Source organism: Azospirillum aestuarii, from assembly GCF_016632405.1.
GTDB classification, from domain to species: domain Bacteria; phylum Pseudomonadota; class Alphaproteobacteria; order Azospirillales; family Azospirillaceae; genus Azospirillum; species Azospirillum aestuarii.
In genome coordinates, this window is record NZ_JAEPIV010000003.1 from 20644 (window position 1) to 33673 (window position 13030).

Sequence of the window (13030 nt, forward strand, 5' to 3'; positions counted from 1 at the left end):
CCGGAGTTCTAGACCCTTACGGCCCCCCGCTCAACGGTATCCGGCCACTGCATTGGTGACGGGACCGGCGAAAGCCGCTAGAACCCTAGCCGAATCCCCAGGGACATTCGAAGCCGGACCCGCGCCGATGAGCCTCATTACCCCCCGCACCCCGCCCGGAACGATGGAGCTGCTGCCGCGCCAGCAGGTGGCCTTCCAGCGTCTGCTCGACACCATCCGCCGCGGCTATGAGCGGTTCGGCTTCGTGCCGGTGGAAACCCCGGTGTTCGAGACGGTGGACACCCTGCTGACCAAGTCCGGCGGCGAGACCGAGAAGCAGGTCTATTTCGTGCAGTCCACCGGCGCCATTCAGCAGGGGAACAAGCCGGACATCGCGCTGCGCTTCGACCTGACGGTGCCGCTCGCCCGCTACGTGGCGGAGCATGAGCGCGACCTCGCCTTCCCCTTCCGCCGCTACCAGATCCAGCGCGTCTACCGCGGGGAGCGCGCGCAGCGCGGGCGCTTCCGCGAATTCTACCAGTGCGACATCGACGTGATCGGCAAGGACAGCCTGTCCGCTCATTACGACGCGGAGATCCCGGCGGTCATCTACCACGTCTTCCGCGAACTGGACTTCGGCGGCTTCACCATCAACGTGAACAACCGCAAGGTCCTGCTCGGCCTGCTCGACGGGCTGGGGGTGGATGACGCGGAGAAGCGCGTCCTGGTCCTTCGCGAGATCGACAAGCTGGACAAGATCGGCCGCGACAAGGTGCGCGACAGCCTGACCGGCCTCGGCATGGCCGCCGACGCCGCGGAAAAGATCCTGTCCCTGATCGACGCCAAGGGCACCAACGAGGAGACGCTCGCCGCGCTAGGCGCGCTGGGCATCGACAACGAGACCTTCCGTCAGGGTGTCTCGGAGCTGACCACCGTCATCGAGGGGCTGAAGGCCCTCCAGGTGCCGGACGGCGTGGTGCGCATCAACCTCGCTATCGCGCGCGGGCTGGATTACTACACCGGCACGGTCTACGAAACCTTCCTGAACGACCATCCGGGCATCGGCAGCGTGTGCTCCGGCGGGCGCTACGACAACCTCGCCAGCCACTACACCAAGTCGAAGCTGCCGGGAGTCGGCATCTCCATCGGCGCGACGCGGCTGTTCTACCAGCTGATGGAAGCCGGCATCATCAAGGACGGCGGCGCGACCGCCCAGGTCCTGGTGACGCAGATGGACCCGGCCCTGTCCGCCGACTATTACGGTCTGGCGACGGCGCTGCGGGCGGCGGGCCTCAACACGGAAATCCAGCTCGACGGCGGCAAGCTCGCCAAGCAGATCAAGTACGCCGACAAGGCGGGCATTCCGCTGGTCGTCCTGATGGGCTCCGACGAGAAGGCCCGCGGCACGGCGACGCTGAAGCATCTGGTGAAGGGCGAGCAGGTCGAAGTCCCGCTGGCCGATCTCGCGGCCAAGGCGAAGGAACTGCTGGGGGCCTGACGTCTTCCCCCCCCGCCGCAGGCGGGGTCATTGCATTTGAAGTCCCCTCTCCCCTCTGGGGAGAGGGTCAGGGTGAGGGGGTTGCGCTTGTGCCGGACGTAGCGCCCCGCGCAACCCCCTCACCCGGCCCTCCGGGCCACCCTCTCCCCAGAGGGGAGAGGGGTCGTCCACCGCAGTGAGCCCCGCCCATGGCCAGCGTCGCCGAAGCCCTGAACCTCGCGCTCGACCATCATCTGTCCGGGCGGCTGGAGGAGGCGCGGCTGCTCTACGGCCGCATCCTGGAGGTGGACCCGGACAACCCCCACGCCCTGCATTTCGCCGGGCTGCTGGCGGCCCAGACCGGCGCGGTGGCGGACGGGGTGGCGATGATCGGCAAGGCGGCGGCCCGGCTGCCGCTCGCCGCCGACATCCACGGCAATCTCGGCAAGGCGCTGATGGCGCTGGGCACGGCCGACGGGGCGGCGCAGGCCGCCGCCGCCTTCCGCAGCGTCCTTGCCCTGCAACCCGAGGGCGCCGGCGACTGGTTCGCCCTGGGCGGCGCCCTGATCGAGGCCGGCGACGGTCCCGCCGCCCACCGCGCCCTGACCCGCGCCCTGACGGCCAGCGCCGCCACCGACAGCGAGCCGCTGGCCGAAGCCTTCGAACGGGCCGGCATGCTGCTTTACGCCGCCTCCGACTGGGCGGGCGCCACCGACGCCTTCCACAAGGCCCGCCGCCTCGCCCCGCAGCGCGCCGAGGCGCACCGCATGCTTGGCGCCGCGCTGGCCCAGACGGGCGACCCGGAGGGCGCCGTGGAAGCGCTGGGCGAGGCGCTGCGGCTCGACCCCACGCTGGCCGACGCGCAGACCAACCTCGTCCATCTCCTGGTCACGCTGGGGCGCTTCGACGACGCCGAGCGCGCCGGGCACCGGGCGGTGGCGCTGGACCCCGGCAACGCCGACGCCTACGGCAACATGGTGCCGCTGTTCGAACAGACCGTCCGCGTCGCGGAGGCGCTGCGCCAATGCGCGCGGGCGACGCGCATCGCCTCGGAACGGGCCGCCTTCCACCGCAACCGTCTGTCGCTCCTGCTGCACGAGGGCCGCCGCGACGAGGCCGTCGCCGCCGGGCGGGAGGCCACCCGCCTCGCCCCCGCCGACGCCGACGCCCATCTGGCGCTCGCCGTCGCCCTGCTCGCCTCCGGCCAGCTCCGCGAGGGTTGGGAGGAGTTCGAATGGCGGTGGGAGACCCGGCAGCTCGACCCCGTGCACCGCAGCTTTCCGCAGCCGCAATGGACCGGTGCCGAAGACGTGGCGGGCCGCACCGTCCTGCTCTACGCCGAACAGGGGCTCGGCGACACGCTGCAATTCGTCCGCTATGCGCCGCTGCTGGCCGGGCGGGGGGCGCGGGTGGTGGTCGGCTGCTCCCCCCTGCTGGTCCGGCTGATGGAGCGGGTGGACGGCGTATCCGCCGCCGTCGCCTGGGGCGGAGAGCTTCCCGCCTTCGACCTGCACATCCCGATGATGAGCCTGCCCCGTGCCTTCGCGACGGATTTGGACAGCATCCCGGCCGCGGTGCCCTATCTGCGCGCCGATCCCGCCGACGTCGCGGCGTGGCGCGAGCGCTTTCCGGTGAAGGATGGGCGTCCGCGCGTCGGGCTGGTCTGGGCGGGGTCGCCGCGCACGGTGCGCGGGGTGGCCAGCCCGATCGACCGGCGGCGCAGCCTGCCTCTGGCCGCCCTGGCCCCCCTGGCCGAGGTGCCGGGGGTGCGCTTCGTCAGCCTCCAGATGGGGCCGGGCGCGGCGCAACTGGCCGAGGCCCCGGCGGGCATGGACATCGCCGACCCCATGGGCGGCGTCCGCGACTTCGCCGACACGGCGGCGCTGGCCGAGACGCTGGACCTCGTCATCACGGTGGACACCTCCGTCTGCCACCTCGCGGGCGGTCTGGGGCGGCCCACCTGGACGCTGTCGCGCGCCGACGCCTGCTGGCGCTGGCTGGGCAACCGAGAGGTCAACCCCTGGTACCCGACCATGCGGGTGTTCGGCCAGGACCGCTCTGGCGACTGGTCCGGCGTGGTCGCCCGCCTGCGCACGGCGTTAACGGATTTCGTGGCGGCGCGCGGTCACGCCCCTTAACCCCACAACCACTGGGCGCATTCGTGGCGCCGCCGCAACGGTCCGCTACGAATTTGAGTTACACCGATTTCGAGGCGGACTCGCACCCCCGAAGGTCAGGGGATTACACCGGTTGTTAACCAAGGCGCCTCTACATTCCGGCCATATCGCTTGGCCTTTTTGCCAAGCATTTTAACCAATTCGCGGGCGTCGCCCGCGGTCATGGCTGGAGCCGGACATGACACGGTTGTGGGTGCGGCGCGCGATCTGGGGTGTGACGCTGGCGGCGACGCTGGGCGGCGGCGCTCTTCTGGCGCAGGAGGAGATGCGCACGTCGCGGCTGCAGGCCCGCCTGCTCGCCGGCTATGCCAAGGACATGACCTACACGCTGAGCGAGGGACCGAACCCCGCCGCGCGCCACCCCACCCAGGGTCCCTACAACGAGCGGATGGGCTATGTCGGGCTGCCCGGCTATCTGCGCTCGCTGACCTCGGACATGTACGCGGTGGAGATGCAGGCGCATCTGTCGCCGAGGCTCGACCAGTTCATGGCCGCCGGCGGCTTCCCGATCTACCACGAGAAGACGCGCGCCGGCCTGACCCTGCTGGACCGCAACGGCACCGCGCTGTTCTCCGCCCGCTACCCGGAGCGGGTCTTCGCCAAGTTCGAGGACGTGCCGCCGCTGGTCGCCGCCACGCTGCTGTTCATTGAGAACCGCGAGTTGCTGAACACCGACGAGCCGCGCCGCAACCCCGCCGTGGAGTGGGACCGCTTCGCCGGCGCCGTGGCGATGCTGCCGGTGCAGTGGGTCAAGCCCGGCCAGCGCTCCCCCGGCGGCTCGACCCTGGCAACCCAGATCGAGAAGTACCGCCACTCCCCCGATGGCCAGACCAGCGGCGCCACGGAGAAGCTGCGCCAGATGATCTCGGCCAGCACCCGCGCCTATCTGGACGGCGAGGACACCGGCGCCCACCGCCGCCGCATCCTGATCGACTATCTGAACTCCACCCCGCTGACCGGGCGCCCCGGCTTCGGCGAGGTGAACGGGCTGGGCGACGGGCTGTGGGCCTGGTTCGGCACCGACCTCGCCATCGCCGAGAAGGTGCTGTCGGAGGAGCCCGCCGACGACCGCGCCCTGCAGGTGAAGGCGCTGGCCTACAAGCAGGTTCTGAGCCTTCTGCTCGCCCAGCGCCGTCCCTCCTATTACCTGATCCAGGACCGGCAAGCGCTGGAGCGGCTGGCCGACAGCCATCTGCGCGTGCTGCATGGCGCGGGCGTGATCGACACCGCGCTGCGCGACGCGGCCCTCGGCCTGACGTTGAAGTTCCGCGAGGACCCGCCGCAGGCCCAGACCGCCAATTTCGTGGAGCAGAAGGCCCCCAACGCCATCCGCGCCCGGCTTCTCTCCATGCTCGGCGTGTCCAGCCTCTACCAGCTCGACCGCATCGACCTGACCGCCGAATCGACGCTCGACGCCCCGGCGCAGCAGCGGGTGGTCGAGGTTCTGGCGAAGCTGGGCGACCCGGCCTTCGCCGCGCAGATGGGGCTGACCGGCGAGCGGCTGCTCGACACCAAGGGCAGCGATCTGTCCAAGATCATCTACTCGGTCACGCTGTACGAACGCGGGCCGGACGCCAACTACCTGCGCGTCCAGGCCGACAACCTCGACCAGCCGCTGGACATCAACGAGGGCGCCAAGCTCGACCTCGGCTCCACGGCGAAGCTGCGCACGCTGGCGACCTACCTGGAGATCGTGGCGGAGCTGCACACCCGCTACGCCCACCTGCCCAAGGACTTCCTCGCCGACGTGGAGGAGGAGGCGTCCGACAACCTGACGCGCTGGGCGGCGAATTGGCTGTCGACGTCCGGCAACCGCGGATTGAGCGCCATGCTCGACGCCGCCATGGAGCGCCGCTACTCGGCGAACCCCGGCGAGGCCTTCTTCACCGGCGGCGGTCTGCACAGCTTCGTGAACTTCAACCCCCGCGACAACGGCAGCATCCTGACCGTGACCGAGTCACTGCGCAATTCGGTCAACCTGCCCTTCATCCGCATGATGCGCGACGTCGTGCAGTTCTATCTGTCCGAAGGCGGCGACGACAGCACCGACATCCTGCACAACCCCGACCACCCCGCCCGCCAGGCCTATCTCGCCCGCTTCGCCGACAAGGAAGGCAGCGACTTCCTGAACCGCTTCTACAACAGCTACCGGAAGCACACGCCGGACGCGATGCTGACCATGCTGGCGGCCCGGTCGCGGCCGATGCCGCACCGCCTGTCGGTGATCTTCCGCACCGTACGCCCGCAGGCCGGGGTGAAGGAGTTCGGCGCCTTCCTGCGCGCCCGCCTGCCCGACGCCAAGCTGGACGACGGCGACATCGCGTCGCTCTACGGCAAATACGGGCCGGGCAAGTTCCCGCTGAACGACCTCGGCTATCTGGCGCGCGTCCATCCGCTGGAGCTGTGGCTGGTTTCCTACCTGCAGAAGCGCCCCGACGCCAAGCGGCAGGAGGTGCTGGAGGCCAGTGTGCAGGAGCGCCAGGAAAGCTACCGCTGGCTGTTCAAGAAGGGGCAGTCGGCCCAGAACACCCGCATCCGTATCGGGCTGGAGGAGGAGGCCTTCCAGCGCATCACCGAGCAGTGGCGCAAGCTGGGCTACCCCTTCGAAACGCTCGTCCCGTCCTTCGCCACCGCCATCGGCAGCTCCGCCGACCGCCCGGCGGCCCTGGCCGAACTGGTCGGCATCATCCAGAACGACGGGGTGCGCCAGCCGACCGTGCGCGTGCGCAAGCTGCATTTCGCCGCCGGCACGCCCTACGAGGCCATCGTCGGCCTGGGCGAGCTGCGCGGGCAGCGCGTGATGAAGGCGGAGGTCGCGGCCACCCTGCGCAAGGCGCTGATGGACGTGGCGCAGAACGGCACGGCCAAGCGCGTCTGGGGCTCCTTCAAGGACTCGGCGGGGGCGGTCATCCCGATCGGCGGCAAGACCGGCACGGGCGACCACCGGCTGGACCGCTACGGCCCCGGCGGGCACCTGATCGAGTCGCGGGCGGTGAACCGGACGGCGACCTTCGCCTTCTACATCGGCGACCGCTTCTTCGGCACCATGACGGCCTTCGTCCATGGCCCGGAGGCCGACAACTACCGCTTCACCAGCGCACTGCCCGCCCAGCTGCTGAAGAGCATCGCCCCGGCGCTGCAGCCCCTCATCGACCCCGGCGTGACCAAGACGGCCGACACCGGCAAGCCGCAGACCGGGCTGTGAACGATGGGGCTGTGACCGGCGCGCCGGGGCCGCCGACCCGGACAGTGAAAAGGCCCGCCCCGGAAAACCGGAGCGGGCCTTCATCGTAAGCCGAAGAGAAAACGGCCGGGCGCGCCTTACGCCAGAGCGGGCTCCTGGGCGGCGGAGACGGCGGCCGGCAGGGAGGCCAGCAGCAATTCCAGCTCCGCCGCGGCAACGTTCAGCGGCAAGCCGGGACGGTAGCCGCGCAACGTCTCCAGCGCCCGGTCGAAGGCGCTCTCATGATCGCCCTGATCCAGGTCGCTTTCATCCAGCGCCGCCAGATAGGCGTGCGCGACGGCGGCGGTCTCCTTCGGCGTCAGGTCGTCAACCTGCAAGGACGTGATGGGGAGCATGATGGCGGTTCCCGTACAGACTGAAGCGGAAACCCGCAATCTATGGCAACATGGTTAACAAGGCGTTGCCGACACCGCCCCGCCACTCTGCGAAAAAGGGGGAAACGCAAAGGGGCGCGGCCCGTGGCCACGCCCCTCCGATCAGTCCCGAGTGGCTTCGAGCGGATCAGCTCTCGCCGTAGATCTGCTCCTGCTGGTAGGCGACGATGCCCACGCGCTGGATCAAGTCGAGCTGCGTCTCGATCCAGTCGATGTGCTCTTCGGTGTCGTCCAGCAGCTCGGTGAGCTGCGCACGCGTCTCGTAGTCGCGGACCTGCTCGCACAGGGTGATGGCGTCGATCAGATCGGTGCGGGCCTTGTGCTCCACCTTCAGATCGTTGCCGAGCATTTCCGGCACGTCCTCACCGATCATCAGCTTGCCCAGGTCCTGAAGGTTGGGAAGACCTTCCAGGAACAGGATGCGCTCGATCATCTTGTCGGCGTGCTTCATCTCGTCGATGGATTCTTCGTAGATCTTGTGCGCAATGCGCTTCAGGCCCCAGTTCTTCAGCATGCGGGCATGCAGGAAGTACTGGTTGATCGCCGTCAGCTCGTTGGTCAGGATCTTGTTCAAATGGGTGATGACCTGCGGATCGCCCTTCACGCCCTGCCTCCATGCGGTTTGTTTGTCGAATCGCAACGTTTCTGGAATGACCATGCCCCATTTGTCGAGCCTTGGCAACCAGCTGGACGGCAGTCGACAGAACAAATTCTCCACATCACATCAGAACAGCCATCGCAATTGCGAGTGAATATCAAAAACAGCGCCGGGCAGGCTGGACGATGAAGTGAAACCTAGAAAAGCAACCCAACGAATTTTGATAGTTTTACTTCATGAAACTGCGATATAAACACAATTTTTCTTGAAATATGGGAAGTTTGGGATGCCGGATCTACAATGCTCGTGAAGAGCAACAGGACCCACGGAAGCCCAAAGCGGGGCAATCGCAGCCCGCCACCAGCCCGGTCCACGCCCATCGGCGCGAGATCCTGGATATCGCCATTTTTGGATTTATGGTGCGGGCGGCGGGACTCGAACCCGCATGCCTAAGCGAAGGATTTTAAGTCCTTTGCGTCTACCGATTCCGCCACGCCCGCGCACCGTCGCGGATCGGCTCGGAGAACGGGTTGCCCCCGCCCGCCGGAGTTGCATATCATTGTATGCACCCCACCGTTCCGCTGGATTGACTTAGACAATCGGCGGGCGTTTGGTCAAGGATTGAGCGCGCTTGAGGCGCCGGACACGCAAAAATCCCCGCAACCCTGGCGTTCAAGGGAGGTGAGTTTGGAATCGATCAACTGGCTGGGTGTCGTGAGCGTGCTGATGATCGCCGTGCTGGTCGTCCCGGCGGCCTTGCGGCGCAACCGCAACACTTGGCTGCCCTACGCGGCGGTCTGGGTCGCCGCCATCGTGGCGCTGGTCTGGGCATACGACAGCTTCGGGCCGTTCTGAGCGGCCTAGGCCCGGCCGGGCTTCATCCAAACGGGTGTCCGGCGCCGGTCAGGGGCGCGTGTCCTCGTTCAGGGTCATGATGCCGATGCCCATCGCCACGCTGCCGAAGGTGAGGATGAGGCTGGCATACAGCATGATCGCGGCAATAATGCCGTGATCGCTGTTTCCCATCAGAGTCGCCAGATTGGCGACGTCAAGAACCAAAAGCCCCGTCGCCAGAACAACAGCCCCGGCCACGCCGGATGCCAGATGCTTCAGCAAGAACAGGATCGCCGCTTTTTCGAAGGGTTTCATGGCACGACTTTTCATGACCGTCACATCCCAGTCCTCAACATAGAATTACCCAGGGCGGCGACAATATGACCAAGGGTGGCTTGGCGTCCTAAGGGCTTCTCTAGCCTTTGGTCCCCACCGTGACGTTCGGCGTACCGCCCAAGCGCAGGACGATGCCCGCCAGCTCCTCCGTGGCCGCCACCACGCGGGCCTCGTCGGTGCCGCGCAGAACGAGGCTGACACCGAAGAAGCCGTTCCGGAAATAGGGATAGCTGCCGATCTCCAGGTCCGCGTAGCGGTCCTGCAGGGCGCCGAGATCCGCGGCGATCTGGCCCTCGGCCAGTTCGCAGGCGACGGTGCGGGCGTGCAGGTCCGGCCCGCCCTCCAGCTGCGGCAGGACGCCGTCGAGCATCGCCTGCATGATGTTGGGCACGCCCGCCATGACGAAGACGTTGCCGATGCGGAAGCCCGGCGCGGCGCTGATCGGGTTGTCGATCAACGACGCGCCCGCCGGGATGTTGGCCATGCGCAGCCGCGCCTCGTTCAGCTTCGACGGGTCGCCGTAATGGCGTTCCAGCCGGGCCACGGCCTCGGCGTTGCGCTCCAGCGGCACGCCGAAGGCCTTGGCGACGCAGGCCGAGGTGATGTCGTCGTGGGTCGGCCCGATGCCGCCCGTGGTGAAGACGTAGCCGTAGCGGCCGCGCAGGGCGTCCAGCGCCGCGACGATCTCCTCCTCCACGTCCGGGACGACGCGGGCCTCGCGCAGACGGACACCGATGCCGGCCAGCTTCTCCGCGATGTGCGGCAGGTTGGCATCCTTGGTGCGGCCCGACAGGATCTCGTTGCCGATGACGAGGACGGCGGCGGTCGGGTTGGGATTCGGGGAGGGCGCGGACATGCGGAGTCGGCTCCGTTCTCGGTTGTGGCGGGGATGGCGGGCTTGCCGGGCGGCGGGGGCGCGCTTTAACCTGGGGCCCAAGATGCGCTTCCCCACCCCCCTCCTGCAAGGCCGCCTCGTCCGCCGCTACAAGCGGTTTCTCGCCGACGTGGACCTCGACCGCACCCTGGTCACCGCCCATGTGCCGAACTCGGGCAGCATGATCGGGCTGGACGCTCCCGGCGCCGCCGTCTGGCTGTCGCGGTCGGACAATCCCAAGCGCAAGCTCGCCCACACGCTGGAGCTGGTCGAGGCGCTTGACGAGCCCGACACTCCCTGTCTTGTCGGCGTCAACACGTCGCATCCCAATGGGCTGGTCGCCGCCGCCATCGCCGCCGGCACCATCCCGGAACTGGCCGGCTATGCCCGGCTGCGCCGCGAGGTGAAGTACGGCCGCAACTCCCGCATCGACATCCTGCTGGAGGACGAGGCCCGGCCGCCGGCCTATGTCGAGGTCAAGAACGTCCATCTGCGCCGCCCCGCGCGGGGCGACGGGCGGGCCGCCGAGTTCCCCGACTGCGTGACCGCCCGCGGCGCCAAGCATCTGGTGGAGATGGCCGGGATGGTCCGCCAGGGCGCGCGGGCGGTCATGGTCTATCTTGTGCAGCGCGCCGACTGCACCCACTTCCGAGTCGCCGCCGACATCGACCCCGCCTACGCCGCCGGATTGCGCCTCGCGCTCGAATCGGGGGTGGAAGCCGTGTGCTGGTCCTGTAGGATCACCCCGCAGGCGATCGAGCTGGAACGGCCTTTGCCGATCCTGCATGGGCCGATCCGCACGGATTGACCGCAATCTCTGTTCGCCGCCGGGCCTGCCGGCGCGTTTTCTTGGGACCTGATCTGTAAGGGACGACTCTCTTGGACCACGACGACCTCGATTCCCATCGCATCCGGATTCATGGGCCGGAGGATTTCGAGGGCATGCGCAAGGCCGGACGGCTGGCCGCGGCCACGCTCGATTTCATCACGCCCTATGTCCAGCCGGGCGTCACCACCGGCGAGCTGGACCGGCTGCTGGAGCAGCACATCCGCGACCATGGCGGCGTCCCGGCCCCGCTCGGCTACCGCGGCTTCCCGAAGGCCAACTGCATTTCCGTCAATCATGTGGTCTGCCACGGCATCCCCGGCGACAAGCGGTTGCAGAACGGCGATATCCTGAACATCGACGTCACCCCGATCCTGGACGGCTGGTACGGCGACAGCAGCCGCATGTATCTGTGCGGCGACGTCGGCGTGAAGGCGAAGAAGCTGGTGGACGTCACCTACGACGCGCTGATGATCGGCATTGCCCAGGTGAAGCCGGGCGCCACGCTGGGCGACATTGGCCACGCCATCCAGACCTTCGCGGAAGGTCACCGCTACTCGGTGGTCCGTGACTTCTGCGGCCACGGGCTGGGCCGCGTCTTCCACGAGCCGCCGTCGGTCCTGCATTTCGGCAACCCCGGCACCGGCGCCGTCCTGCGCGAGGGCATGATCTTCACCATCGAGCCGATGATCAACGCCGGCCGCTACGACGTGAAGATCCTCGGCGACGGCTGGACCGCGGTGACCAAGGACAAGTCGCTGTCCGCCCAGTTCGAGCATTCCATCGGCGTGACCAAGGACGGCTGCGAGATCTTCACCCTGTCCCCCGCCGGCTTCCACAAGCCCCCCTACGCCGTCCCGGCCGAGGAAGCGACCGCGGCGGTGTGATGGCGCTCCGAGCGTGATGTTCCCGCGGATGTGATTTTCGCGCGGAAGAGGTATAGTCCCGACGCACACATTCGTATGGTGGCGTCGGGATGGCGGGACGGAAGAGCGCGAAGCGGCTTGGGGATGCGGTGGAGGCTCGGGAGCTACCCGGGCTGGAGCCGTCCGCCATTCCTGCTTCGGAGGACCCCCACCACAAGGGCCACCGCCAGCGTCTCTACACCCGTTTCCTCGACGGCGGCCCGGACGCGCTCCAGGATTACGAGCTGCTGGAGATGATCCTCTTCGCGGTCAACCCGCGCCGCGACGTGAAGCCGCTGGCCAAGGCCCTGATCCGCGATTTCGGCGACATCTGGAGCGTCGTCAACGCCCCGCCGCCCCGTCTGCGCACCTATTGCGTGGGAGAGGTTTCGCTGGCTTCCGACAAGGCCGTCGCGACGCTGCGGGCGGTCGGGGCGGCGGCGCTGCGCGGGATGCGCCAGCGGGTGATGGACCGGCCCGTGCTGGCCAACTGGCAATCGCTGCTGGACTACTGCACCGCCGCCATGGCGCACCAGCCGATGGAGCAGTTCCGCCTGCTGTTCCTCGACCGCAAGAACAAGCTGATCGCCGACGAGGTGCAGCAGACCGGCACGGTGGACCACACCCCGGTCTACCCGCGCGAGGTGGTGCGGCGCGCGCTGGAGCTGTCGGCCAGCGCCATCATCCTGGTGCACAACCACCCGTCCGGCGATCCCACCCCCAGCCGCGCCGACATCGAGATGACCAAGGAGATCCTGCGCGCCGCCCACAGCCTGGGCATCGCGGTCCATGACCACGTCATCGTCGGCAAGGGCAAGCATGTCAGCTTCAAAGCCCAAGGGTTGATATAGCCGCAACCCTGTCCTGCAGTCCCATCTTGTCGCCTGGATCGGCGCCCCCATATGTGCGGCGTTCGTCACCATAGAGGTAGCACCATGGGCCTTTTCGACATGTTCAAGGGATCGGCGCCGCTGGATCTCACCCCCCGCCGGACGCTCGTCGTCTCGCTGATCTACTGCATGGGCTCGGACGGGGAGCTGGACCCGGAGGAGGTCGGCCACCTGCTGTCCGTGATGGGCCGCAGCGCCACGCGGGAGGAACTGGACCGCTGCTTCAAATACGCGCGCAGCACCCCGCCGGACGCCTTCCTTGCCGCCGCCACGCCGAACCTGAACGAGCAGCAGCGGCTGTGCATCCTGTTGAACATGATCGACAGCGCCATGGCCGACGGCGAGGCCGAACAGGGCGAGCGTGACCTGATCGCGCGCTTCCAGCAGGCCTTCGGCCTCGACGACGCCAAGCTCGGCCCCTACTTCCAGGCGCTGGCCGCCAAGAACGACCGCAGCGTGCTGGGCGCGTAAGCCCCCCTCGCGCTCCTGGCCCGCGCTCCCTGGAGCGCATCGCCC

Annotated in this window: 12 protein-coding genes and 1 tRNA gene; 8 read left to right on the forward strand and 5 right to left on the reverse strand. The window is 68.2% G+C overall.

All coding sequences use genetic code 11. The features are described from left to right. The first annotated feature begins 127 nt into the window (after nucleotides 1-127). The 3 genes from hisS to JJL56_RS09430 all read left to right on the forward strand — a co-directional run bounded on the left by hisS (nucleotide 128) and on the right by JJL56_RS09430 (nucleotide 6838). Nucleotides 128-1477 carry a histidine--tRNA ligase gene (gene hisS / locus JJL56_RS09420; RefSeq protein WP_145624971.1) on the forward strand — a complete coding sequence of 450 codons (1350 nt, stop codon included), beginning with the start codon at nucleotides 128-130 and terminating at the stop codon, nucleotides 1475-1477. Nucleotides 1478-1665: 188 nt separating this feature from the next. Continuing rightward, nucleotides 1666-3594 (forward strand): tetratricopeptide repeat protein, encoded by a 1929-nt coding sequence (locus JJL56_RS09425; protein WP_200485006.1) that lies wholly within the window; start codon nucleotides 1666-1668, stop codon nucleotides 3592-3594. A 217-nt stretch (nucleotides 3595-3811) separates the two neighbouring features. Next, entirely contained in the window at nucleotides 3812-6838 is a 3027-nt protein-coding gene (locus tag JJL56_RS09430; RefSeq protein ID WP_200485007.1) for a transglycosylase domain-containing protein, read from the forward strand. Nucleotides 6839-6954: 116 nt separating this feature from the next. Here the strand turns inward: JJL56_RS09430 and JJL56_RS09435 are convergent, their stop codons facing one another. From JJL56_RS09435 to JJL56_RS09445, 3 genes are all read right to left on the reverse strand, one after another. Next, nucleotides 6955-7212, reverse strand: coding sequence for a hypothetical protein (locus JJL56_RS09435; RefSeq protein ID WP_145624975.1), 258 nt, complete (start codon nucleotides 7210-7212; stop codon nucleotides 6955-6957). 166 nt (nucleotides 7213-7378) lie between these two features. Continuing rightward, nucleotides 7379-7855: a bacterioferritin gene (gene bfr / locus JJL56_RS09440; protein WP_035671636.1), complete on the reverse strand. Its 477-nt coding sequence runs from the start codon at nucleotides 7853-7855 to the stop codon at nucleotides 7379-7381. 411 nt (nucleotides 7856-8266) lie between these two features. Then, nucleotides 8267-8349: transfer RNA gene (locus JJL56_RS09445), tRNA-Leu, on the reverse strand. A gap of 187 nt (nucleotides 8350-8536) precedes the next feature. On the opposite strand from JJL56_RS09445, the gene JJL56_RS09450 reads away from it, so the two are divergent. Continuing rightward, nucleotides 8537-8704 (forward strand): hypothetical protein, encoded by a 168-nt coding sequence (locus JJL56_RS09450; protein WP_186452881.1) that lies wholly within the window; start codon nucleotides 8537-8539, stop codon nucleotides 8702-8704. 48 nt (nucleotides 8705-8752) lie between these two features. Here JJL56_RS09450 and JJL56_RS09455 read toward each other — a convergent pair whose 3' ends face one another. Beyond that, nucleotides 8753-8998, reverse strand: a complete 246-nt coding sequence (locus JJL56_RS09455; protein ID WP_145625590.1) for a hypothetical protein — start codon at nucleotides 8996-8998, stop codon at nucleotides 8753-8755. A gap of 100 nt (nucleotides 8999-9098) precedes the next feature. Then, a complete protein-coding gene (locus tag JJL56_RS09460) occupies nucleotides 9099-9875 on the reverse strand; it encodes a competence/damage-inducible protein A (protein WP_200485008.1) in 777 nt (258 codons plus the stop codon). 82 nt (nucleotides 9876-9957) lie between these two features. Here JJL56_RS09460 and sfsA point away from each other — a divergent pair, with 82 nt between their 5' ends. The 4 genes from sfsA (at nucleotide 9958) to JJL56_RS09480 (ending at nucleotide 12985) form a co-directional block, all read left to right on the forward strand. After that, the gene (gene sfsA / locus JJL56_RS09465) at nucleotides 9958-10701 is read left to right on the forward strand and encodes a DNA/RNA nuclease SfsA (RefSeq protein ID WP_200485009.1); all 744 of its coding nucleotides are present in this window, start codon (nucleotides 9958-9960) and stop codon (nucleotides 10699-10701) included. A 71-nt stretch (nucleotides 10702-10772) separates the two neighbouring features. Continuing rightward, entirely contained in the window at nucleotides 10773-11606 is an 834-nt protein-coding gene (map, locus tag JJL56_RS09470; protein ID WP_145677561.1) for a type I methionyl aminopeptidase, read from the forward strand. An 89-nt stretch (nucleotides 11607-11695) separates the two neighbouring features. Next, nucleotides 11696-12475, forward strand: coding sequence for a RadC family protein (radC, locus tag JJL56_RS09475; protein WP_200485010.1), 780 nt, complete (start codon nucleotides 11696-11698; stop codon nucleotides 12473-12475). Nucleotides 12476-12559: 84 nt separating this feature from the next. Next, a complete protein-coding gene (locus tag JJL56_RS09480) occupies nucleotides 12560-12985 on the forward strand; it encodes a tellurite resistance TerB family protein (protein WP_145624981.1) in 426 nt (141 codons plus the stop codon). Nucleotides 12986-13030: the final 45 nt, after the last annotated feature.

Bases quoted from the DNA above. Each gene is read 5' to 3' on its own strand.
- radC (WP_200485010.1), top strand. From the start codon at position 11,696: ATGGCGGGACGGAAGAGCGCGAAGCGGCTTGGGGATGCGGTGGAGGCT.
- JJL56_RS09425 (WP_200485006.1), top strand. From the start codon at position 1,666: ATGGCCAGCGTCGCCGAAGCCCTGAACCTCGCGCTCGACCATCATCTG.
- JJL56_RS09460 (WP_200485008.1), bottom strand. From the start codon at position 9,875: ATGTCCGCGCCCTCCCCGAATCCCAACCCGACCGCCGCCGTCCTCGTC.
- JJL56_RS09455 (WP_145625590.1), bottom strand. From the start codon at position 8,998: ATGAAACCCTTCGAAAAAGCGGCGATCCTGTTCTTGCTGAAGCATCTG.
- JJL56_RS09430 (WP_200485007.1), top strand. From the start codon at position 3,812: ATGACACGGTTGTGGGTGCGGCGCGCGATCTGGGGTGTGACGCTGGCG.
- JJL56_RS09435 (WP_145624975.1), bottom strand. From the start codon at position 7,212: ATGCTCCCCATCACGTCCTTGCAGGTTGACGACCTGACGCCGAAGGAG.
- hisS (WP_145624971.1), top strand. From the start codon at position 128: ATGAGCCTCATTACCCCCCGCACCCCGCCCGGAACGATGGAGCTGCTG.
- sfsA (WP_200485009.1), top strand. From the start codon at position 9,958: ATGCGCTTCCCCACCCCCCTCCTGCAAGGCCGCCTCGTCCGCCGCTAC.
- JJL56_RS09480 (WP_145624981.1), top strand. From the start codon at position 12,560: ATGGGCCTTTTCGACATGTTCAAGGGATCGGCGCCGCTGGATCTCACC.